Source organism: Candidatus Nitrosopumilus sp., assembly GCF_965263415.1.
Taxonomy (GTDB): Archaea; Thermoproteota; Nitrososphaeria; order Nitrososphaerales; family Nitrosopumilaceae; genus Nitrosopumilus.
In genome coordinates this window covers 118,373-140,477 of sequence record NZ_OZ253671.1, presented here as the reverse complement: position 1 = coordinate 140,477, position 22,105 = coordinate 118,373, and the positions used below count along the sequence as shown (strand labels likewise).

The 22,105-nt window shown below is 34.7% G+C and carries 22 protein-coding genes; 11 read left to right on the top strand and 11 right to left on the bottom strand.

Annotation, left to right across the window (positions count from 1 at the left end; all coding sequences use genetic code 11):
- Positions 1-3: 3 nt before the first annotated feature.
- Together ACQY22_RS01360 and ACQY22_RS01355 are read right to left on the bottom strand one after the other, a co-directional pair.
- Positions 4-576 carry a 30S ribosomal protein S13 gene (locus tag ACQY22_RS01360; RefSeq protein ID WP_428324774.1) on the bottom strand — a complete coding sequence of 191 codons (573 nt, stop codon included), beginning with the start codon at positions 574-576 and terminating at the stop codon, positions 4-6.
- Positions 577-687: 111 nt separating this feature from the next.
- Entirely contained in the window at positions 688-840 is a 153-nt protein-coding gene (locus ACQY22_RS01355) for a hypothetical protein (RefSeq protein ID WP_428324773.1), read from the bottom strand.
- 81 nt (positions 841-921) lie between these two features.
- Between ACQY22_RS01355 and ACQY22_RS01350 the strand changes: the two genes are divergently transcribed.
- The gene (locus ACQY22_RS01350; RefSeq protein ID WP_428324772.1) at positions 922-1,230 is read left to right on the top strand and encodes a hypothetical protein; all 309 of its coding nucleotides are present in this window, start codon (positions 922-924) and stop codon (positions 1,228-1,230) included.
- On the opposite strand, the gene ACQY22_RS01345 is transcribed toward ACQY22_RS01350, so the two are convergent.
- Entirely contained in the window at positions 1,222-1,725 is a 504-nt protein-coding gene (locus ACQY22_RS01345; RefSeq protein WP_428324771.1) for a hypothetical protein, read from the bottom strand. The two genes, ACQY22_RS01350 and ACQY22_RS01345, sit on opposite strands and share 9 nt — an antisense overlap.
- 138 nt (positions 1,726-1,863) lie before the next feature.
- Here ACQY22_RS01345 and ACQY22_RS01340 point away from each other — a divergent pair, with 138 nt between their 5' ends.
- Genes ACQY22_RS01340 through ACQY22_RS01325 form a run of 4 tightly spaced genes read left to right on the top strand, consistent with a single transcriptional unit; the run spans position 1,864 to position 5,670 of the window.
- On the top strand, positions 1,864-2,835 hold the full coding sequence (locus ACQY22_RS01340) for a metal ABC transporter solute-binding protein, Zn/Mn family (RefSeq protein WP_428324770.1): 972 nt from the start codon (positions 1,864-1,866) through the stop codon (positions 2,833-2,835).
- A complete protein-coding gene (locus ACQY22_RS01335; protein ID WP_428324769.1) occupies positions 2,832-3,602 on the top strand; it encodes a metal ABC transporter ATP-binding protein in 771 nt (256 codons plus the stop codon). Before ACQY22_RS01340 ends, ACQY22_RS01335 begins: the two co-directional genes overlap by 4 nt.
- Positions 3,603-3,619: 17 nt before the next feature.
- Complete coding sequence (locus tag ACQY22_RS01330; RefSeq protein ID WP_428324768.1) at positions 3,620-4,567, top strand: metal ABC transporter permease; 948 nt, start codon at positions 3,620-3,622, stop codon at positions 4,565-4,567.
- A complete protein-coding gene (locus tag ACQY22_RS01325; protein ID WP_428324767.1) occupies positions 4,564-5,670 on the top strand; it encodes a metal ABC transporter permease in 1,107 nt (368 codons plus the stop codon). The genes ACQY22_RS01330 and ACQY22_RS01325 overlap by 4 nt, the downstream gene beginning before the upstream one ends.
- 18 nt (positions 5,671-5,688) lie before the next feature.
- Here ACQY22_RS01325 and ACQY22_RS01320 read toward each other — a convergent pair whose 3' ends face one another.
- Complete coding sequence (locus tag ACQY22_RS01320) at positions 5,689-7,041, bottom strand: cation-efflux pump (protein WP_428324766.1); 1,353 nt, start codon at positions 7,039-7,041, stop codon at positions 5,689-5,691.
- Between the two features lie 133 nt (positions 7,042-7,174).
- Between ACQY22_RS01320 and ACQY22_RS01315 the strand changes: the two genes are divergently transcribed.
- From ACQY22_RS01315 to ACQY22_RS01305, 3 genes are read left to right on the top strand one after another with little or no spacing between them, the layout of a single operon-like run.
- Positions 7,175-10,315, top strand: coding sequence for a peptidase (locus ACQY22_RS01315; protein WP_428324765.1), 3,141 nt, complete (start codon positions 7,175-7,177; stop codon positions 10,313-10,315).
- 54 nt (positions 10,316-10,369) lie between these two features.
- Positions 10,370-11,386, top strand: coding sequence for a CFI-box-CTERM domain-containing protein (locus tag ACQY22_RS01310; protein WP_428325558.1), 1,017 nt, complete (start codon positions 10,370-10,372; stop codon positions 11,384-11,386).
- Between the two features lie 50 nt (positions 11,387-11,436).
- Positions 11,437-11,760: a hypothetical protein gene (locus ACQY22_RS01305; protein WP_428324764.1), complete on the top strand. Its 324-nt coding sequence runs from the start codon at positions 11,437-11,439 to the stop codon at positions 11,758-11,760.
- Here ACQY22_RS01305 and ACQY22_RS01300 read toward each other — a convergent pair.
- The 3 genes from ACQY22_RS01300 to ACQY22_RS01290 form a co-directional block, all read right to left on the bottom strand.
- Positions 11,755-13,335: a B12-binding domain-containing radical SAM protein gene (locus ACQY22_RS01300; RefSeq protein ID WP_428324763.1), complete on the bottom strand. Its 1,581-nt coding sequence runs from the start codon at positions 13,333-13,335 to the stop codon at positions 11,755-11,757. The two genes, ACQY22_RS01305 and ACQY22_RS01300, sit on opposite strands and share 6 nt — an antisense overlap.
- A 72-nt stretch (positions 13,336-13,407) precedes the next feature.
- Positions 13,408-14,184, bottom strand: coding sequence for a nickel pincer cofactor biosynthesis protein LarB (gene larB, locus ACQY22_RS01295; protein WP_428324762.1), 777 nt, complete (start codon positions 14,182-14,184; stop codon positions 13,408-13,410).
- A gap of 33 nt (positions 14,185-14,217) precedes the next feature.
- Positions 14,218-15,132 (bottom strand): malate dehydrogenase, encoded by a 915-nt coding sequence (locus tag ACQY22_RS01290; protein WP_428324761.1) that lies wholly within the window; start codon positions 15,130-15,132, stop codon positions 14,218-14,220.
- Positions 15,133-15,222: 90 nt separating this feature from the next.
- Between ACQY22_RS01290 and larC the strand changes: the two genes are divergently transcribed.
- Genes larC through ACQY22_RS01275 form a run of 3 tightly spaced genes read left to right on the top strand, consistent with a single transcriptional unit; the run spans position 15,223 to position 18,398 of the window.
- Positions 15,223-16,443: a nickel pincer cofactor biosynthesis protein LarC gene (larC, locus tag ACQY22_RS01285; RefSeq protein ID WP_428324760.1), complete on the top strand. Its 1,221-nt coding sequence runs from the start codon at positions 15,223-15,225 to the stop codon at positions 16,441-16,443.
- The gene (gene larE, locus ACQY22_RS01280) at positions 16,444-17,241 is read left to right on the top strand and encodes an ATP-dependent sacrificial sulfur transferase LarE (RefSeq protein ID WP_428324759.1); all 798 of its coding nucleotides are present in this window, start codon (positions 16,444-16,446) and stop codon (positions 17,239-17,241) included. It begins immediately after the preceding gene.
- Positions 17,238-18,398 (top strand): cysteine desulfurase family protein, encoded by a 1,161-nt coding sequence (locus tag ACQY22_RS01275; RefSeq protein WP_428324758.1) that lies wholly within the window; start codon positions 17,238-17,240, stop codon positions 18,396-18,398. The genes larE and ACQY22_RS01275 overlap by 4 nt, the downstream gene beginning before the upstream one ends.
- Before the next feature lie 2 nt (positions 18,399-18,400).
- Here ACQY22_RS01275 and ACQY22_RS01270 read toward each other — a convergent pair whose 3' ends face one another.
- From ACQY22_RS01270 to ACQY22_RS01255, 4 genes are all read right to left on the bottom strand, one after another.
- Positions 18,401-19,228, bottom strand: a complete 828-nt coding sequence (locus tag ACQY22_RS01270) for a PEFG-CTERM sorting domain-containing protein (protein WP_428324757.1) — start codon at positions 19,226-19,228, stop codon at positions 18,401-18,403.
- A gap of 69 nt (positions 19,229-19,297) precedes the next feature.
- Positions 19,298-20,122 carry a PEFG-CTERM sorting domain-containing protein gene (locus ACQY22_RS01265; protein WP_428325557.1) on the bottom strand — a complete coding sequence of 275 codons (825 nt, stop codon included), beginning with the start codon at positions 20,120-20,122 and terminating at the stop codon, positions 19,298-19,300.
- A gap of 122 nt (positions 20,123-20,244) precedes the next feature.
- Positions 20,245-21,102 carry a PEFG-CTERM sorting domain-containing protein gene (locus ACQY22_RS01260; RefSeq protein ID WP_428324756.1) on the bottom strand — a complete coding sequence of 286 codons (858 nt, stop codon included), beginning with the start codon at positions 21,100-21,102 and terminating at the stop codon, positions 20,245-20,247.
- A 63-nt stretch (positions 21,103-21,165) separates the two neighbouring features.
- The gene (locus ACQY22_RS01255; RefSeq protein ID WP_428324755.1) at positions 21,166-22,005 is read right to left on the bottom strand and encodes a PEFG-CTERM sorting domain-containing protein; all 840 of its coding nucleotides are present in this window, start codon (positions 22,003-22,005) and stop codon (positions 21,166-21,168) included.
- Between the last annotated feature and the right edge of the window lie 100 nt (positions 22,006-22,105).

Below are 22,105 nucleotides of genomic sequence, written 5' to 3'. Positions count from 1 at the left end.
CACCTATTCTTTTTTCTCCTCTGCTGCTGGAGCTGGTGCATCTGCTGCTGGAGCTGGTGCATCTGCTGCTAGAGCTGGTGCATCTGCTGCTGGAGCATCAGAAGATGATTTCTTTACAGGAGCTGCCATGCCGCCTTTTGCAACACCAACTGCCCCTCCTTTTCTACCTGATGTTCTTGTTCTTTGCCCTCTTACTTTGAGACCACTAAGATGACGATAACCTCTCCAACTTGCAGTAATTCTTTCTCTTTCAATATCATTTCTTAATGTAAATGGAATATCTGATGTTAGCAAATGTAAATCGTTACCTGTTTCAATATCTTTTCTTCTGTTGAGGAACCATATTGGGAAGTTACCTTCAACTGGATTTGTAATTAGTTTTTCAATTGCCTGAACATTTTCATCAGTAAGATGACCTATGTTGGAGTTTGAATCAATCTTTAATGTATCTAGAATTGCTGTGGCAAAATTATATCCTATACCTTTGATCTGAGTGAGTCCAACTAGCATTTTTCTCTCTCCTGGGATATCGTTACCCACAATCCTAACAATGTGTCTATATTCTTGAGTGCTCAAGTATTCCAAAATTCAAGAAAACCCCGATAAAAACCATGCTAGGCACCATTTTGAGTTGATTTTCACTTTTTGTGCATTATGTGCTTGATTGTGACTGTTTATTGGGCTATGTTATCTAAAGTCCTCATCATCTGTCCAATCATTCCCTTGTACGTTCCACTGGTTGCACTGACAGCATTTTTTGACCCCTCTTTGTGCATCAATGTCTATGCAAAAACAATGTTCTCCTTTCCCTGATGGGTCATTTCCACAAAGTTTTTGCATACTATGGTATGAGGCTTTTTTCTTAATTATCTTATTGAATTTTGAAAAGTTATAACTTTCAATATTCTCATCTTTATTGAAATGGCAGATACTTTTGATCGCGAAAAAGTCGTAGATTCCATGTTTGATCCAGTGACATCTTCGATTTTGGCAGAATTAGAAGACGGTGAAAAAACGTGTTCATCTTTGGCAGAACAAGCTTCTATTTCTGAATCTGAGGTATTGGAAAGACTGTCTTATTTGATAGAACATGAATTTATCATAAAAAATACTGATGGTGAAACTACTCTTTCAGCAAATTCTGAAAAACTTAGTAGCATTGTTGAGAGTGGTGATAACTTTGATCAAACTATTAGTGGTCTTGAAAAAATGGATAGCTATCTAAACTGATTTTTTCTTACTTTTAATTCTGTAAATCCCAGAACCTACTAACCCAACCATTCCAATTATCAAAATATATGCTGAAACAAAACTAAGTGATTTCTTTCCTGCATCAGGAAGTGGTCCTATTGCACCAAACACTTGGATGTCTTCATTAGAATCAGTCTGAATGATTAGTTTGTAAGACCCTGTATCGACAATATCGAACTCTTCTTCAATAGTTTCTTCATCCACATTTTTGGATACTATTTCATTATCAAATGGATCTAATATTTTGGCTGAAATTATTTTTTCCTTAAACTCCATTACTTGTACTGCAAAAACCCCTACGGTTGACTCAGAAGAATCAAACTCTCCTGAAATAGTCAGAACTTGGCTTGAATTAATTTTCCCATTACCTTGGAAAACACCTTCTAGAATTATCTGATTTCCAGCTGCAAGCAAAATTAATCCAATTACTATTAACGCGCCTGAAACAACTAAAATAATTCCAGCCTTTTGCATATTTTTGACTTCTTTTTCTTTACTTTAAACCTAATTTTTCTAATTTTGAAATTTAACCCTGTTTAATAAAGTTAGATTAGGCTAAAAAAGTTAGCTTAGGTTAAATTTAAATAAACTTTTCATGACTTCTTTTCAGCAATGAAAAAACCGATCATTATTGCATCTGTAGTAATCGTAGCAATAATTGCAGGATTATCATTTACTGTTTTTACCCAAAACAACAATTCTGATGAAATTATTCTTAATGATATAGAACAATCTGCTGCTAATCCTGAAACAATTATGATTACAACCACCACCAATGTTGTAACTGATCTTGTTGAGAATATTGGTGGAGAACATGTGTCTGTTACAGGATTGATGGGACCTGGTGTGGATCCTCATTTGTATCGCCCTAGTGCAAATGATGTAAAAAAACTTCAGGATGCTGATATTGTATTCTACAATGGATTAGATTTAGAAGGTAAAATGGGTGATATCTTTGTAAAAATTGGAAGGGAAGGTACAGCAGTATGGGCAGTATCTGAAAATATTCCCCCTGAATCACTATTGAGTCTTGACAATGAAGGTCATTTTGATCCTCATATTTGGTGGGATGCAGAATTGTGGATGGAGGCAGCTAAAGTTGTTGCAACTGGATTGAGTGAATATGATCCAGAAAATTCCCAAGTATATGAAAAAAATCTTCAAGAATATTTGATACAATTAGATTCACTTAACCAAGATAGTCTAGAAAAGATGAATTCTATTCCGCAAGAGCAACGAGTTCTTGTAACTGCTCATGATGCATTCCAGTATTTTGGTCATGCTTATGGTTTAGAGGAAATGGCAATTCAAGGGTGGAGCACTGATAGCGAAGCTGGAATAAGAGAGATTCAAAATTTAGCTGATGAAATATCTGAGAGAAAGATAAAAGCCGTGTTTGTAGAAACTTCTATTTCCCCTGCCACAATTGAGGCTTTAACGGCTGCAGCTCAGGATAGAGGTCATGATGTTGTGATTGGTGGAGAATTATTTTCAGATGCAATAGGTGAAAAGGGAACACATGAAGGAACCTATGTTGGAGCCTTTACACACAATGTAGAAACAATTGTGAATGCGTTGAAATGATGGAACAAAAATCGATTCGAAGAAACATGGATGATCGACAAACATTCCCAATTGAAATCAAAAATCTCTCTGTTACCTATCGTACTGAACCTGCATTATGGAATATAGATCTAAATTTACCTGAAGGAAAACTAATTGCAATAGTTGGTCCTAACGGTGCAGGCAAATCAACTTTGATAAAAGCAGTGATGGGATTAGTTCCAATCACTGCAGGCAAAGTAAGCATTTATGGAAAACAATATTCAAAACAAAGAAACAAAGTGGCATATGTTCCACAACGTGGAACGGTTGATTGGGATTTTCCTACTGATGCATTAGATGTTGTAGAGATGGGGCTATACGGAAAACTTGGATGGTTACGTCGTCCTAATTCTAAAACAAGAGAGAAAGCAAAAGAATGTCTGAGAAAAGTTGGGCTAAAAGATTATGCAGATAGACAAATTGGTCAGTTGTCTGGAGGTCAACAACAAAGAATATTTGTTGCAAGAGCTTTGGCACAGGATCCTCAAATTTTTCTTATGGATGAACCACTAAACGGAGTTGATGTAATTACTGAAGAGACCATACTATCAATACTTGAGGATCTAAAAAAAGAAGGAAAGACCATTGTGATGGTTCACCATGATCTTCAAACTGTGGATAAGTACTTTGATTGGGTTGTAATGTTAAATCGAAATCTAATATCTGCTGGACCACTAAAAGAAGTATTTACAAAAGAAAATTTGGATATTGCGTATCGGGAAAAACAACGCATATCTTTTCAATAATGTAGAAAGGTGCAAAAATGGTTCTTGAAGAAATACTATCTATCTTTCTAGGAATTTTTACTGATTATACTCTCAGATATGTTGCTCTTGGCTCTGCTATTTTAGGAGTAACTAGCGGTGCTTTAGGATGTTTTACTGTACTGAGAAAACAGAGCTTGTTTGGAGATGCTTTATCTCATGCTGCATTACCTGGAATTGGATTTGCATATCTTTTTGCTGGAACAAAAGATTCTCTACTTTTGATGTTGGGTGCTGCAGTATTTGCATGGTTTGGTGGAATTATTACATTAGCAATTACAAGTACAACAAGAATTAAGCAAGATGCTGCACTTGGGATAACCCTTTCAGTTTTCTTTGGTTTAGGAATTGTTCTTCTTACATACTTACAGAGTACTGGAGGTGCAAGTCAAGGTGGATTGGACAGATTTCTATTTGGACAGGCAGCATCTTTGATAGAAACAGATGTTATTAATCTAGGAATTTTGGCAGCAGGCTGTTTTGTCGTTTTGATAATATTCTTCAAAGAACTCAAAATTGCGACATTTGATAGTGCATTTGGACAAAGTTTAGGATTCCCAACAAAATATCTTAGTGCACTATTGACATCTGTAATAGTTGTAGCAGTTGTTATTGGTCTGCATACTGTTGGTGTGGTCTTAATGGTTTCAATGCTCATAGCTCCAGCGGCTGCAGCAAGACAATGGATATCTAGTTTGAAAAGTATGTTAATCCTTTCTGCAATCTTTGGAGGTGTAAGTGGCGTAATTGGTTCTATGATTAGCAGTACTGCCGAAGGAATGTCTACTGGTCCTGTTATTGTAATTACAATTACTACCATCTTGGACATTTCCCTCTTCTTTTCTCCAAAAAATGGATATCTTTTCCAATATGTCCGCAAGAGAAAACAACATCAAAATTACCTTAATGAAATTAGTACCATTTCAGGAGAAAATTCAAAGAATTGATAGAACTATCTAATGATCTAATTATTATTGGAACTGCTGTACTAGTTGCAGCAAATTGTGCTTCAATAGGTACGTTCTTAGTATTAAGACAGATGGCAATGATGTCTGATGCTATAAGTCATGCAGTATTGTTGGGAATAGTCATTGCTGTGTTTATGGTTGGAGGTAGAGAAACTATTCCAGTAATAATTGGCGGTGTATTGTCTGGCATCTTAACTGTTTCAATTGTAGAGATGCTTTATCGTACAGGTAAACTAAAACAGGATAGCTCAATTGGTATTGTCTTTCCATTCCTTTTTGCAATTGGTGTGATACTTGTTACACAAGCTGGTAATGTGCACATAGATGCTCAACATGTATTGTATGGTTCAATTGAATTTGTACCATTTGATACACTGTATCTTGATGAAATTAATATCGGATCAAAATCTCTTTGGGTTCTTGGTATTTTAGCAATTGCAAATATTTCTTTTATTGCAATTCTGTACAAGGAACTAAAAATTAGCACTTTTGATGCTTCAGTTGCAGTAAGTGTTGGGTTGATGCCCATGTTAGTTCATTATTTGTTAATGATAATGGTAGCTACAACTGCTGTTATTGCTTTTGAATCAGTTGGCGCAATACTTGTTATTGCATTTTTCATAGTTCCTGCATCTGGAGCTTACCTGCTAACAGATAGGTTATCTCACATGATGGCACTGTCTGTAACACTGGGAATTGCTAGTGCTGTTGCCGGTTATCTGTTTGCAGTCTTATTTGATGTCTCAATTGCAGGCTCGATGGCCACAATTGCTGGTGTCATATTTGGATTAATCTGGGTATTTGCACCAAATCGAGGCTTGATTAGCAGATGGAGACGTATTTCAAAACAAAGATTTGAGATAGATTTAGGAATAGTATTAACTTTCATTCAAGATGAGGTTAATGCTAATCGTCAAGTAACTCCTTCAATTTTATCAAATGCTTTAGGATGGACAATAGATTATTCAAAAAAATTAAGTGAATTTATTCAAGAAAAAAAATTTGTAGAAAAGGATGAACATGGAAATCTGACCCTAACTATTCTCGGACAAAGAAAAGCAGAGAATTACTCAACAACCTGATTACTCTCTTGATTTTTTTTATTCTGGTTCTGGATGAATTGTAATTACGGCATTTTTGATTTCTTCTCTAATGATATGTTCTATCTCTGATGTCAAGTCATGAACTTTTTCAATTGATAATTCCTTATCAAATGAACAGTCAATATCTATTTTGAGTATGTTCTCAAAATTCAAAGATACTATCCTTCCAATCTTTTTGATTTCAGGATATTTTTCTAAAATTGTCTTTATTTTTTCCTTAGTTTCTTTGTCTTCTAGATTGAAATTTTCTGGAATTGTGACAAATGGTTCCAAGTGAATTGTGGCATGTTCTATTTCAGGAATGCTATCTTGAATTTTCTGTTCTATGATTTCTGAGATTTTGTGAGCTGATGATAGATTTTTCTCTCTATCAACCATTACATGCAAATTAGAAAATGTTTTTCCTTTGGTTTTGTGGGTGCTGACATTATGTACTCCTTTTACCCCTTCTACGTTTTTTGCAATATCTAGAATTTTTGCATCTAATGGAACATCTTCCCAATTGGGCTCAAAATGGATTGTAATTGAAGCATTTGGAATTTTATTTTTGATATTTTTCTCTACATTACTGCTTATTTCATGTGCTCTGTCAAAACTCGTATCTCCTCTTAATGATATTGTAACATCTGCAAAAGTTGTGTCCCCTGAACGTCTCATTAGTATTGAATCTGCACCAATAACTCCTTGAGTTGATGTAGCAATGTCTCTTACATTTTTGACGAGTTCTGGTGAAATAATATCTGTTAAATCAAGAGCTGTTTTGTAGACTAGTTTGACACTAAGTACTGCTAATAATCCACCTAAAATTAGTGCTGCAACAAAGTCACCGTGATACAAACCATAAGATACCAAAACGATTCCAATAATTGCTACTAGTGTTGAACCAAGATCCATAAATGCGTGATAGAAATCTGCTTTGAGAGTTGTACCTCCAATTTTTTTAATTGAATTTCTCAAAAGAATTATTCTAAAGATGTCAATTCCTATTGTGTATAATCCGCCAATTATTGCAAACATTCCAGGTAATACATTTGGTGGGGGGCTCTGAATTCTATTAATCGACTCGTAAATGAAAAAACATGCAATCAGAAAAATTGCAATTCCTCCAATTAATCCTCCTAGCGATTCAATTTTTCCATGACCATAGGTGTGTTCAGCATCTGGTGGCTTTATTGCCATTCTTGCAGCTAAGAGTAACACAAGAGTTACCACGCTATCTAATAACGCATGAATACTGTCTGTGATTAATGCTAAACTATTAGAAACAAAACCAAAAATCAGTTCTACTACAAATGCTGAAAAAATAGCTAAAAGTGAAATTTGTAATACTTTGGTTCTTTGAACAAACATCTTATTTTCTAATAATCTATATCACATATTACAAGTTTCTAAGAAGAAATCATACGATAATGTTATTTGGAAAGAGGCTTTATTTTTGATATTGGATAGAAATTGGCTATTTTTATTGGGTTTTTTCTCAATCATGATTATTCCATTAATTAATGCTGACGCTTCTAATCCAAATCTATCTGTGTCTGCTGAAAATTCAGAATTTGGGAATGTTTTTGCAGGTTCTATGGTAATTGAAGTAGTCATTCGTAATTCCAATATCTCTGACACCGATGAAGGTAAAGGCGAACCTGATGTCACTATTAATGGTAAAACACTTCGTATGGTACAAGCCACAGATGGAAATTGGTATGCATATTTTGCAAATGTTGACAAGGCAAAAATTGCTGATGCTACTGTAGGTCTAGCGGGCAAAGGATTAGACTTTGGAGAATTTTGTAGTCGTGATACTACAACATCTGTTTTTGGAATTTCTTTAAGTGAAACTGATGGTTTTGCAATTCCTAAACCTGATTCTGTTACTGGATCTACAAACGGCAATTCATCTTTTTCTGAATGCACTTCAAGTCCTACAAATACTTCTAATCATAACAATGTCGTTAGAAATGCAAAATCCATTAATACAAATTCTAACATATCCGTTGGTCAAATTGGTTTAGATGCTGATGCATGGCCATTAATCCAGCTTTATTCTTTTGATGATGTAACAATACAATACAATCCTGGTGGACCTTCCCAACATGTATATCTTGATTATGATGAAATTGAGAATATCAGTTTAGGACTTGATAGAGAACTATATCCTGAAAATTCACAAGTTTTTCTGACTCTTAATGACATTCATCTAAACCAAGATCCAACCGATGAGGACTCTTGGACATTTAACGTTGATTCTACGGTAAGTACATTTTATCAAGCATTTGATAATTCTGGAAATGACGATGCAAATGGAAATGCTGGATTGGTAAATCTTGTTCCACATCTTTCAAATTTAGGATTTGAAGATAATGGGAAATTATCTTTGAATCTTGGAAATGTTATGGAATTAAAAACAAACAATGACCAACCTGATTCTTCTGTTGATTCTGATGGTGTGTCAAATACATTTTCTAAAATTGTTACACTAGTTGAACAAGGACCTAACTCAGGAATCTTCTCTAGTTCTGATTCTAATGATCAATCAACAATTGGTATCAAAGATGATGCACCTAGAGGACAATCTGGACAAATAACATATGACCAAAAATCCACTTCGGTAGTTACTGGATCTTCTACAGCTTCTGTTTCTTTTGATGATAAACCTATGTTAACAATAGGAAATGGTGATTCACTTAGACCCGGTACTGAATATCCTGTATTGTTAGTTGATCCTGATCAAAATCTGAATACTGGTGCCAGAGATGATCTTGATGTCTTTAGAGACTCTGCACTTATTCCTACCCTCACAATAGGGAATCCTATAACTTTAGAGGATGCAAACAGTGTTGAGTTCCATTCTACTTCTCCTACTATCTCTGGGGGTGATGATTCTAATTCCTCTGTTCCTGACTCAAATTCTGACATTTTACTAATTGACACCTCAAATGTCTCTAATGCTTCTTTTGAGATGATCTCAATTAATCTAGGTATTTCTGCCTCGTCTTTGGCATCCTCCTTCATAGATTCTTCAGAATCTAATACTGATGGAACAAACTGGATAAATTATGATTTGAGATCTCTTGAAAACGAACTAGGAATTTCTGATTTTAGTAGTACTACATTTGCCCTTGCATTTGGAACTCGTGATTCTACTCAGATTGTAATTGCAGATGATGGTGATGTGTCATCATCTCAAGGATTTATTCAAATTGATAATGGTGATGTAGAAGACATTAAAACTAAAACTGGTAATGTTTTTCTAATTATTGATTTTGATTCTTCTGACACAGTTACAATTTCTAATGAATCAAACAAACTCCCAATAGTTTTTGACTTTTTTTCTTTTGGATTAGAAAATAATAACAGTATAAACAATTCTATTTATCGTTTTGAATTAGAAGAGACTCAAGATAATTCATCTACTTTTGAAGGTAGTTTTGAATATGCAGTTACAAACCAACTGAATATTCTTGATTCAAATTTTATTCAAACCATTCAAACAATTGATGATGAAATAAAAATTATCATTACTGATAGACTAATTGATGAAGAAGGAATTGCAATATCTTATGCTGATTTAGATTCAGCTGGGGTAACAACTACAACTACAAGTAAATCTGATGTCGCAACGCATTCAGGAACTGTTTCTATAGACTCAACAACATTTCGATTTGGACAACCAGTAACAATTACACTTAGCGACTCTGATCTTAATTTGAAAAGTGACACCGTTGAAATTTATCAAGTGATTAATGATTCAAATTCTGACAATGTTGATACTGTAGGTAAAGATGGAGAAATTTTGTTAGAGATAAAACTCAAAGATGTTCGTTATAAACGATGTACTATTAATGGTGTTGAGCATGGTGGTTTAGCATCTACTGGATTTACGCTTGTGGAAACAGGACCTAGCACTGGAATATTTACAGGAGTATTCAAAATACCATCTCAGATTTGTGATAAAACAAGCTCAAAACTAATCTACACTTCTGGTGGAAGTTTAGATATACGTTATCATGATTCTCGGGATACTTTTGGAAATTCAAATATCTTCAGCTTACTTGATTCAAAATCATCTGTATCGTTTTACGCTCCTGCCAAATTAAGCTTAGAAAAAGTAACACTTCCTATATCTGGTTCAAAAGAAATAGTTTTGACAGGAAGTATTGAAAATCATAAACGAGGAATTCCACTATCCATTGAACTTACAACTCCTGATGGTATCAAACAAAACTTTGGTGCGTCTCTAAGTAATAGTGGTGGTTATCGTTCTATATTTACTATTAACACAAACACTTTGCTTGGAACATATTTTGTATATCTTTCATATGATGGTAAAAATATTGGAACTCTTTCATTTGATGTAGTTTCAGAAAATGTTCCTGATTGGATAAAAAATAATGCTCGCTGGTGGTCTTCAAACGATATTTCTGATGGTGAATTTATTGGTGGAATCGAACATCTTATTGAAACAGGAATAATTTCTATTGAACCTTCTGAACAAAGTTCAATAGAACAAGAAATTCCTGATTGGATCAAAAATACTGCAAGATGGTGGGCAGACGATCAAATCCCAGAAGAAGAATTTTTAAAGTCAATTCAGTACTTGGTCAAAAAAGGTATAATTCAAGTATGATCTGGTCAATTTTTCTTTCAATTAATACATAAATACCCACAACCCATGAAAAAATTGAAAATGAAATTATCTAGTATTATCGCAATTACCTTATTGTCTATTTCAATTCTATCTTATGGTGCAAATAACTCTGCATTTGCAGCAAATTCATTCATAGAGGCATCTTCTAGTTCTGGAAATGTTGGTAATGGTGATCCCATTGTCATATCTGGAAGTATTGTAGATTTTGAAGATGCAGGCCATGCACTTACTTTTACAATTATATCTCCTGATAACAGTATAGTGCAAATTGGTCAGGTTATGGATGGTGTAAGTTCTGATGGCACATTTGAAATGAATCTTACTGCAGGTGGTCCTTTGTGGAAAACTACTGGAGAATATACTGTCAAATTCTTTTATGGTCCTACTAAAGGTGATGCTACAGTAGATTATACTGGCGGTGATACACCAACTGCGCCTGAACCAGAGCCAACTGAACCAGAGCCAGAACCAACTGTACCTGAACCAGAGCCAGAACCAACTGTACCTGAACCAGAGCCAGAACCAACTGTACCTGAACCAGAGCCAGAACCAATAACATGTGGAGCTGGAACAGAAATGGTTGATGGTATTTGTCAAGTTGTTTCAGAACCAGAACCACAATGTCCTGCAGGTTACTCATTCAGTGACGGGGTATGTGTTGAAGATGGTGGTGGTTGTCTTATTGCAACTGCTGCATATGGAACTGAATTAGCACCTCAAATTCAATTACTTAGAGAAGTTCGAGATAACACTGTATTGTCTACTACTTCTGGAGCCACATTTATGACTGGATTTAATACACTATACTATTCGTTTGCACCAACTGTTGCTGACTGGGAAAGAGAAAATCCAATGTTTAAGGAATCAGTTAGGGCATTCATTACTCCAATGATTTCAACATTGTCTATCATGACATTAGCTGATGATGGTTCCGAAGTTGAAGTATTAGGATTAGGAATCTCTGTTATTGCACTTAACTTGGCAATGTACATTGCAGCACCTGCATTAATTGGATTCAAGGTTCACAAATCACTCAAATCTAGAAAATAATCTTCTAGAATTACTCTAGGTTATTATACTGAAACACATTATCTTATTTCATGCATATTGAATATGAAGAATTTGATTCTGTTGAAGATTTTTTCATGTATCTGGCATCAGCTGCCCCTCCTATGAAAAATACAATTCCGATTAATTCCTACAAGGATCATATTATGTCATTTATTCCACTTAGTCCTTCTACTGGAGAAACATATCTGATGTTATATGTCAAAGGTTCATTGGAACCTGGAATCTATGAATTTGATGTCCCTTCAAAATCTTACAAAAAAGTAGATAATATTGAAAGAGCAGACAAGGTTTACTTCATATCTTTGACACCAAAAAGAAATACTATTGCAGATACAGCTATCGCAAATCTATAACTTCTTTGTTTGAATTTTAGGCGCAGATACTGATCTACTTCTAGCGTATTTGTCAATTATCTCATCAGGAGTTCTTCCATTAAAGAGATCCTTACACAACCCTCTGAGGTATCTCATAATTGCCCAAGTTCCTGCTTTCAAAATTCCATACATGAAAACTTTCATTGGTGGACCATACGTCTTGTTTCTGAGAATGATTGGAATAATGTCATTGATTACTCGAAGGTTGTTTTCCCAGCATTTCCAAAATAGTGTGAATTGAGCTTCATTCAAGTTTCCAAAGTGCATTGAATTTTTTTCACTAAAGTCTTGATACAATAATGGAGCTACTAATCCTCTAAAGTCCATCTCTCTAAAGTCACTCATCATATCAATTGTGTATTGAATATCATCTGGTGTTTCATCTGGCCAACCAATAATGATGGTGGCTGCTGGGAACCAGTGATTTTCATTAAGAATTTTTGCACCTTCTCTAACTACACTGCCCCACTCTTCTGTTGAAAATGGCCTTGTTTTGACACCAAGATGTTTCTTTACCATGTCTGGTGCTACTGTCTCAATTCCTAAATTAGTTGCAAGCCATCTTCCTGATTTGTCTTGACCATTTATGTGAGAAATTTGTTGCATTAATGTAGGATCTGCTGCAACTGCAGAAAATGTCATATGTGTTGTTCCGATAAAGTTTGCGCCAAGTCCTTTTAGTGATTTCCACAAATCTGTAATTGCGTCTCTATTTGGAACAAAGTCTCTATTGTCACATCCATAAAGTAACATTTCATCAGAATGTAACCATATTGAATCAAAACCATAATCTAAGTTGGTTTTTGCCTCATGTTGTAATCTTTCTATAGGAAGATCTTTCTTTGATCTTTTGTTTACATCACAAAAATCACAACCTCTTCCACACCCTCTCATTGCCTCAATCAAAGAATTGATTGTAGGTCCTTCAATAACTGGAATATTTTCAAGATTTCTTACAAAACAATGCATTAATTCTGGTGCATCATTTTTCTCTAAATCTTGGAATAAATCAATTGCTAGTTCATCTGCTTCTCCAACTACTACTGTGTCTATTCCGTGAATCTTCATTCTATCTGATTTTGCTAATTCCCATGCTCCGTTTCCTCCAACAACAACTTTGAAATCATATTTCTTTTTGAGTTGGATAATACTTGCACACATTTTTTTGAATTTCATTGCAACATATGACAATTTTTCTGGTGACATTGTTGTGGTAACTGGTGCCATTCCTAATGGATCCATTACGTTGATACCTACAACTTTGGTATCTGGACCAATTGATTTGTGCAACATATCTGGATGTCCAATGAATACATCTTCTCTATTGTAACCTCCTTGAATCAATGAACTTTCAATTCGTCTTAACCCAATCTGTGCAACCTTTGCCTCACCAGTAATTGGGTCTGTTTCAACTGATGGACAAAATACCTTGTCAAAAACCCATTCTGGTAGAACTTCATATGGTCCACATGCAATAAATCCATACAGAAAATTTCCTCTATAATTTGTCATTAAACTACGATCAGCAGTAAGTACAACACGTTTGCCGGCCAACTATCACATTTCGTTTTGCTATGTTATATATCATTTACGAGGTTAATTTGCCTCTTGAATTGTAAATTTTACTTATTCTTTTTTCCTTATTGTTCTATTTGCAATATTTGCAGCAATTCCACCTGCTGCAATACCATTGTCTATGTTTACAACAGATAATCCTAACGAACAACTTTGAAGCATTGAAGCAAGAGCTGCAATCCCTTTTTCTCCATAACCATATCCAACTGATGTTGGAATCCCAATAATTGGAATGTCTACTAACGTAGAAACTAGTGTGGCTAGTGCACCTTCCATTCCTGCAGCTACTATAATACAATCAACATCCTCTTCTATCATTTTTTTTAAAATTGGAAAAATTCTTTGAATTCCTGCTACTCCTACGTCATAACTTGTAATACATTTACAATTCATTGCCTCACAAACTAGTCTTGCTTCTTCAGCTACTCCGATATCTGAGGTTCCTGCAGTAAGAATGCCTACCTTGCCTCCCTGAAATTTAATTGGTTTTTTAAACAATAACAATGTGGATGATTTTTTCCCTATCTTGACTTTGACTTTTAATTTCTTTGCAAATGTTTGAATCTTTGGATAATCTGTTTTCTTTAATCTTGAAACAATTACAGAATTTGATTTCTCCAAAGTTCTTTTTATGATTTTTTTAGTATCTTCTAGTTCTTTTGTCTCTGCAAAAATTATTTCTGGAATTCCTCGTCTTTTTCTTCTGTTGATGTCTATTTTGGCAATCCCTTCTATCTCTTCAATTGAATATATTGACAGAAGTTTTTTTGCATCATTAATTGAAATTTTTCCTGCTTTTACGGCTTTGAGAATTTCATGAGTTTCCAATAATGTGTTTTTATTTTATGGATAAAAAAAGGCTTAGATTTCAACACTTGAAATTGCGCCTTTAACACTTTCTACTGCTTTGTTAAAGACTTCTTTTTCTTCATTGTTTAGATCCAACTCGATGATTTTTTCTACACCTTTCTTTCCTATTACTGCTGGAACCCCAATGGTGACATCAGAATGACCATATTCTCCATCAAGATAGGTTGCTACTGGAATTACTTGTTTTCTGTCTCTTACAACTGATTCAACAATTGCAGAAATTGCATTTCCTGGTGCGTGTACTGTAGCACCTTTTAGTTCAATTACTTTTGCTGCAACTTGTTTTGTGTTTTGAACTAATTCATCTAACTTTTCTTTTGCAAGAAATGATGATAGTGGAATTCCTGAAACAGATGAAAATCTTGGCAAAGGCAACATGTTTTCTCCATGTTCTCCAATTACTAGTGCTCTAATTGAATCACGAGAGTGTCCTGTTGCTTCATGAATAAATTGTCTAAATCTTGATAAATCAAGCATGCCTCCCATTCCAAATACTCTACTTCTATCAAATCCTGAGACTTTGTATGTGATGTATGCCATTGGGTCTAATGGATTAGTTACTGGAATTATCATGGAGTCATCTGCATATTTTTTCACGTTTTCTACAACGCTTTTTACAATTGATGCATTAATTTTCAAAAGATCCATACGGGTCATTCCTGGTTTTCGTCCAGAACCTGCAACTACTACAACAATATTGGAACCTTTCATATCTTCAAAATTATTGGAACCTTTTACTTCAACATCAATTCCTTGTTCTGAAAGCATATGATTGATATCCATTGCTTCGCCTTGAGGAAGTCCTTCAGCAACATCTAGTAACAAAATTTGATCATCTAATCGTTTTAATGCTGAAAATAATGCCGCATCTCCACCTACTTTACCTGAACCAATTATAGTAATCATAAAAATCACTGTTGATTTTCAATAATTAAATCTAATGAAATTTTAGACCGATCAGACGAATTTATAAGCATTTTTGATAATTTTTAATCAATGGTTTTGGTAATTGATCCTCAAATTGCAGGGATATCTGGAGACATGCTTCTCTCTTCCCTAATTGATTTAGGAGCAGATAAGGAAAAGGTAATTGATGGAATCAAAAAGTCTGAAAAATTTTTCTCAGATTCTGCTATTAAAAAAATAGATTTTCAAAAAACCAAGAAAAGAGGTATTGAATCTCTTCAACTCATTTTAGAGATTGATGAACACTCTCATGAAAGAAAGGGTTCTGAAATAAAAAAAGCAATTAATGACTCTACACAAAACTTGGGTCTATCTAACAAAGCAAAGATATTTGCTGAATCCTGTATTGATTCACTAATTTATTCAGAATCAAAAATCCATGGAGTTTCAGAAGATTCTGTGCATTTTCATGAGGCCTCTAGTATTGATACGCTAGTTGACATTGTTGGAATTACAATTGCCTTGGATGATTTGGGATTATTTGATGAAAAAATTATTTGCCTGCCTGTTTCTGTAGGTGGTGGAAGTGTAACTTTTTCCCATGGGACAATGTCTAATCCTGCAAGCGCAATTTTAGAGATTTTCAAAAATTCTTATCTAAAAATTAAAGGCAATGATGCTAATGCGGAATTGACCACCCCAACTGGCGCATGCATTTTGGCTAATTTGACAAATACCTGTATGGACTATTACCCTGCAATGAAAATTGATTCAATTGGTTATGGTGCAGGACAAAAAGATTTTCAAAATTTCTCCAACGTTCTAAAACTAGTTAGAGGCTCTACAAATAATTTGGAAAGTAATTCCGTAAAGATTCTTGAAACTAATGTTGATGATATTTCAGGTGAAATACTTGGAAACCTGATTGAAAAGATTATGCAAAAAGGTGCTAGAGATGTTTCTATTTATCACGGAATTACAAAAAAAGGAAGACCTACAAATCTGATATCTGTAATATGTGATGATCAAAATATTGATGAAATTGTTGATACTTTGGTACTTGAAACTGGTACTTTAGGAGTTAGGATATCTGAGTCTAATCGATTTGTTGTACCTAGAACAAATGAAAATATCTCATTAGTAATCAACGGAAAATCATTTGATGTTCGATACAAAAAATCAACATTCAAAGGAAAAACTGATTTTAAAATAGAATTTGATGATTTAAAAGATATTTCAAACACTATTGAAAAATCAATCAAAGAAACAGAATCAATACTTCGAAAAGAAATTGAAAAATTGGAGAATTAAATGATAAAATTAACTGAATTAGAAAATTGGTTTGCTGATAAAAATAAAGTTATGATTGCATTATCTGGCGGTGTAGATAGTGCACTTGTTGCATATGCTGCATATCAAAAATTAGGTAAATCTGCAATTGCGGTAACTGCTGATTACAAAACACTTTCTGAAGAAGAACTTCAAACAGCAAAACAAATCTGCTCTGAGATAGGCATAACTCAACTTTTCTTAGATTATAATGAACTTGAAAATGAAGATTTTACAAAAAATGATTCGACTAGATGTTTTCACTGTAGGCTTGAATTAGGAGATCATCTCTTAAAATTAGCAAAAGAACATCATGTAGATGTAATTGTTGATGGAACTAATTTAGATGATTTAGGTGATTATCGACCTGGAATTGATGCTTTACGCCAGAACGGAATTAGGAGTCCGCTTGTTGAAGCAAATCTCTCAAAATCTGAAATCAGACAAATTGCGAAATCAATTGGATTATCTGTTCATGATAAACCTTCAAACTCTTGTTTAGCTTCCCGCATTCCTTGGGGACAGAGAGTTACTGCTGAGAGACTAGCTAGAATTGAATTTGGTGAAACCGTTATCAAACAACTAACCAAAGTTAAACAAGTCCGTGTTCGTGATTTTAATGGTTCTGCAAAAATTGAAGTAGAGAAAAATGACATTTCTGAATTTGATACTCTAGTATTAGATAAAATCACAGAAAAACTGAAGATGATTGGATTTACTTCAGTTGAAATTGATCCAGAAGGATATAAACCAGGAAAAATTAACGTGATTGCAGATTGATTTATCTTGATAATGCTGCATCAACTCAAATTCATGATGATGTCTTAGAATCAATGCTTCCATATCTCAAAGAGCGGTATGGAAATCCATCTTCCATTCATCGTTATGGTAGATTGTCTCGAAAGGCAATTGAAAAGGCAAGAAAACAAATCGCATCTTTGATTAATGCTGACCCTTCTGAAATTTTTATCACTTCTGGAGGCACAGAATCAAACAACACTGCGTTACGAGGAATTACAACAAAACACTCTTCAGGTCAAATCATAACTTCTTCAATTGAACATGATGCAATTTTAGAACCGTGCAAAAAATTGTCTCAAGAAGGATTTGATGTAGTTTATCTCCCTGTGGACAATTTTGGTACAATTAGTCTATCTGATCTTAAAAATTCCCTATCTGAAAAAACTAGAATTGTTTCAATTATGTTTGGCAATAATGAAGTAGGTACAATTCAACCAATTGCAGAAATCGCTAAACTTTGTCATGAACATGATGTTGTATTTCATACTGATGCGGTACAAGCCGTAGGAAAAGTGCCAATTGATGTACATGAATTAGGAGTGGATTTACTATCGATTTCTTCCCATAAACTCTATGGTCCTAAGGGAATTGGTGCTTTGTATATCCAAAAAGGTACTCTGCTCAACCCTATGATTTTAGGCGGTGGACAAGAACATGGTTTACGTTCTGGTACCGAAAATGTGGCAAATATTGTTGGTTTTGGTAAGGCATGTAATATTGCACAATCAAATTTGAATGAGAATATTTCTCACCTGAAAAAACTTCGAGATGCATTAGTTCAAAATGTGTCTAATGAAATCTCTCAAGTAACTGTCAATGGTCATCCTGAATTTCATTTACCAAATAATGCCCATTTTACTTTTCTTGGTGTAAATGGCGAGGATCTGATTATAAAACTTGATGAGTATGGTATTGCTGCATCTACTGGTTCTGCATGTTCTGTTCATACTCAAAAGGCATCTCATGTTTTACAAGCAATGGGATTCTCACACGAGCAAATTACTGGTTCACTAAGATTGACAACTGGAATGTATAATGATCAAAAAGAAATTGAACAAACTGTGGAAATTTTAAAAAAAGTTGTTGAAGAATTAAGATCTGTATCACCATTTAAGGAAAAATATTCTTTTTCATAAAATTAAATTCTCATTTGAAATTTGTTTCTTGTTAGAATTACTGTTGTCATAATTCCAACTAGTAAAATCATCATTGTGATTGTCCCAAATTCTGGGACAACATAGGTTCCAATAATTTGAATATCTGTATCTCCTTGTTCAAAATCAATTGTAATTGTTCTATGATCTGAATGAACTGGCTTTTCCTCATAATCTACTTCAGTTCCATTGGGATTATCTGGGTTTGAAATTAAAATGATAAATTTTTCATCTTTCCCATCTTGTTTTTCAGCCCCTATGAATTCTCTAGGTAATTCTAATGTTATTGAACCTTCATCTGTAGAATTGATGTCTATTGCTAGTGCAAAATTTTCTGATTCAACTACGATGTCTTCGATCTCCCCTCCTTTAATTGAATACTCTACATCAAACGTTCCATGACTCCCCGCATCCACTTCAAAATTGGTTGTGGTTACCACTACTTCTGACTCTGGAGTGTAACTGAATTCAGATTCAGCTATGGTTCCACCCGCTACTTCATATGATGCTCTTACTACTATCGTTCCTGCATTGGTCCATAATGGCCCTTCTGCAAGAATTGTATGTGAGAACGTTCCATCTTGGGCTACTGTAATTTGTGCAATTTCTAACATATTTCCCTCTCTAAATAATTGAAGTACTACATCTACCCCCTCTATCATTGTAGCTACTTTTCCTGAAACAACAATCGTATCTCCCTCATCATAATTATTATCATCTGTTTGTACTGTAATTGGAGATTCTTGTGCATGTGCAAAACTTGTAGAAATTATCAATAAGGAAATTATTCCATAAAATATTTTAGAATTCACAAATTTTGAATAGCATGTTTGTATATTTCTTTTACTATCAAAAATGAAAAAATGAAAAAAGATGTGATTTTAGTATCTTGGCATAATGCTAAGTCTTGATTTTGCAGATACTGCAATTATTGAGATAATTGCTACTACTAGAATCATGGCTGCAATTGTACCAAACTCTGGGACTACAAAGGTACCTATAACTTCAATTTGTTCAGTTCCAGCTGGGAACATAACTGTTACTTTGTTTGCAACAATTTCAACATCATCCCATTCTTCGCCATCAACTAGTACCATAAAGATACCGTCTTGGACTGTTTTTGATGGAGTTACAGTTAATGTTCCATCATCTGTGGAGCTGATATTGATAACGATTGAGTTATCGTTTGTATTGAGAGTTGCACTTGTAATTATACCACCTGAAATACTAAATGGTACACAATAACCATTTGCAGTAATTTCATTAGCACCACATTGTTTGGATGTTTGTGGTGTTTCATAGGTTGGTGTATATGCAACTCCTCCCATTAATTCAACTTTGACACTATTGCTTTTTTCAGCACTGCCATAATTTGCTTTAATGGTGTAGGTACCGTCGTATTTCCACATTGCACCTGCTGTGTTTAATGTAGTCTCAAAACTGCCATCATCTGCTGTATCGATTTGATCAACTGTGACAATAGAGTTTAGAGGACTCACAACAGTAATTGTAACTGGAAATCCAGATGCTACATTTGCTACTTGCCCATTTACCATAATCGTGTCACTATGTCCATAACTTGTTTTATCTGTCCAAACAGATACTGGGATATCTGCACGCAACATCTTCTCTGCTGTTGCTCTTGCATCCTCCATAGAACATCCAACACATGCTTGTGGAAGTTCCTCAGCATATGCTGATGACACGGTTAAAGTACCGACTGCAGTCAAAACGGCTAGTAGCGCGAACGACGTACGGCTGTTCATCTTGTTGCGATTTGAATCTGTCTCTATTTATGTATATTTAAAAAATGAAAAAAGATGTGATTTTAGTATCTTGGCATAATGCTAAGTCTTGATTTTGCAGATACTGCAATTATTGAGATAATTGCTACTGCTAGAATCATGGCTGCAATTGTACCAAACTCTGGGACTACCACGCCGTCTTGAATATCTACTTCAGATGAAGCAGTATATTTTGGATCGTTGAATTGTTGTGCTGTAACAGTGTAAAAACCATCTTGTGTCCATAATGGACCTCCTGTTGTGATGGTTGCTGTAAACTCTCCATCAAGCATTGGTGATACTTGATCAATTGATACTACATTTCCATTTGGAGCAGTTACGGTTAATGTGATATCTGCACTTACTCTATCTGTATTTCCAGTAACTACAATCGTATCGGATCCCATTTCGGTTTCGGCGGTACTAATTTCAATTCCTGCATCTATTGTAACCATTGGTTCGATTGGTTCAAAAACGTCTGAGCTGAAACTGGATTCAGTTACAGAAGTTTGTTCTGCCATTCCACCGTTTACTTCAACAAGAACTTCCATTGTGTATAATGCTGCGGTGCCTTGCTGTGCTTTGATTTCGTAGAATCCATCTTCAGTCCATGTTGGGCCTATTTTGAATTCTGTACCAAACATTCCTTCAGCATCTGGTGTTGTTTGACCAACAGCAACTACATTATTTCCACTTGGGGACTTGACAGTAAATGAAACATCAGTGTATGATGAAATTGTTTTACCTGTTACGGTAATTGTTTTAGAACCACTGTCTGCCATAGCTGTTAGAGTCATTCCTTGCGTTTGAGCAAATGCATCTTGTTGAATTGAGGTCACTGAAATTAATGACACTGCCAAAAGGGCTATTGCCATTGATGTTGTTGAACGTTTAAAATTCATCCTAATTTTCCCCAAGTTACCTTGGTATTTATGTATATTTAAAAAATGAAAAAAGATGTGATTTTAGTATCTTGGCATAATGCTAAGTCTTGATTTTGCAGATACTGCAATTATTGAGATAATTGCTACTGCTAGAATCATGGCTGCAATTGTACCAAACTCTGGGACTACAAAGGTACCAATGATTTCAATTTGTTCAGTTCCAGCTGGAAATGATATAGTGAGTGTTCTATCTGTTGTTGATTTTGACTCATCAAAATCTGCTTCTTCTCCATCAATTAGGACAAAGAATTCATCATCTCCTCCATCTGGGAATGTTGCATCTAATACGGATCTAGGAACTGTCAGTGTGATTGAACCATCTTCTGTGGCATCAATTGAAATAATCAATGAATTAGCATCCACGTCAGGCATAATTCCAAGTAATTTACCACCTGTGATCTCGTATCCTATTAAATCAGTTGAACCTTCAACTGAAGCGGTTGTGTCTGTGATATCAGGACTAACTACATTCTCAACTGGTGGTGCTGTTGAACCTCCAAATTCAAATGTGGCTTCTGCAACTCTGTTCTCGCTTCCATATGTTACAATTACTGTGTAAGTTCCTTCTACTTTCATTGTTCCTCCAGCAGTAATTTCAGTACTAAATTTCTTATCTGCACTTACTGTCACCTGATCAATGGCTACAATACTGCCATTAGGAGATGTAACAATTAAGCTCACAGGAGTTCCTGCATATAGATCTCTGACTTCACCTGTTACCATGATGGTTTCACCCTGTGAATAGGATGTCTTATCTGTAGTAACAACAATCGTACTTTGTATTTGTCCAAATGCTGGTGTCATACCAATACCGGCAACTAAAATTGCTGATAATGCAAACACCATCAATTGTGATTTCATTGATTTTACGCTTGAATTTATCCTATTTAAGGTTGTGAAAAGATTAATTGACAAAGTAGAAAAATAACTACTTTCTTGACGAATTTCAGATTAGATATAT

What these genes read in the sequence shown, in the direction of transcription:
- ACQY22_RS01305 (WP_428324764.1), top strand. Translation starts at nt 11,437, where the DNA reads ATGCATATTGAATATGAAGAATTTGATTCTGTTGAAGATTTTTTCATG.
- ACQY22_RS01335 (WP_428324769.1), top strand. Translation starts at nt 2,832, where the DNA reads ATGATGGAACAAAAATCGATTCGAAGAAACATGGATGATCGACAAACA.
- ACQY22_RS01320 (WP_428324766.1), bottom strand. Translation starts at nt 7,041, where the DNA reads ATGTTTGTTCAAAGAACCAAAGTATTACAAATTTCACTTTTAGCTATT.
- ACQY22_RS01355 (WP_428324773.1), bottom strand. Translation starts at nt 840, where the DNA reads ATGCAAAAACTTTGTGGAAATGACCCATCAGGGAAAGGAGAACATTGT.
- ACQY22_RS01260 (WP_428324756.1), bottom strand. Translation starts at nt 21,102, where the DNA reads ATGAATTTTAAACGTTCAACAACATCAATGGCAATAGCCCTTTTGGCA.
- ACQY22_RS01255 (WP_428324755.1), bottom strand. Translation starts at nt 22,005, where the DNA reads ATGAAATCACAATTGATGGTGTTTGCATTATCAGCAATTTTAGTTGCC.
- ACQY22_RS01315 (WP_428324765.1), top strand. Translation starts at nt 7,175, where the DNA reads ATGATTATTCCATTAATTAATGCTGACGCTTCTAATCCAAATCTATCT.
- ACQY22_RS01330 (WP_428324768.1), top strand. Translation starts at nt 3,620, where the DNA reads ATGGTTCTTGAAGAAATACTATCTATCTTTCTAGGAATTTTTACTGAT.
- ACQY22_RS01345 (WP_428324771.1), bottom strand. Translation starts at nt 1,725, where the DNA reads ATGCAAAAGGCTGGAATTATTTTAGTTGTTTCAGGCGCGTTAATAGTA.
- ACQY22_RS01290 (WP_428324761.1), bottom strand. Translation starts at nt 15,132, where the DNA reads ATGATTACTATAATTGGTTCAGGTAAAGTAGGTGGAGATGCGGCATTA.
- ACQY22_RS01350 (WP_428324772.1), top strand. Translation starts at nt 922, where the DNA reads ATGGCAGATACTTTTGATCGCGAAAAAGTCGTAGATTCCATGTTTGAT.
- larE (WP_428324759.1), top strand. Translation starts at nt 16,444, where the DNA reads ATGATAAAATTAACTGAATTAGAAAATTGGTTTGCTGATAAAAATAAA.
- larC (WP_428324760.1), top strand. Translation starts at nt 15,223, where the DNA reads ATGGTTTTGGTAATTGATCCTCAAATTGCAGGGATATCTGGAGACATG.
- ACQY22_RS01340 (WP_428324770.1), top strand. Translation starts at nt 1,864, where the DNA reads ATGAAAAAACCGATCATTATTGCATCTGTAGTAATCGTAGCAATAATT.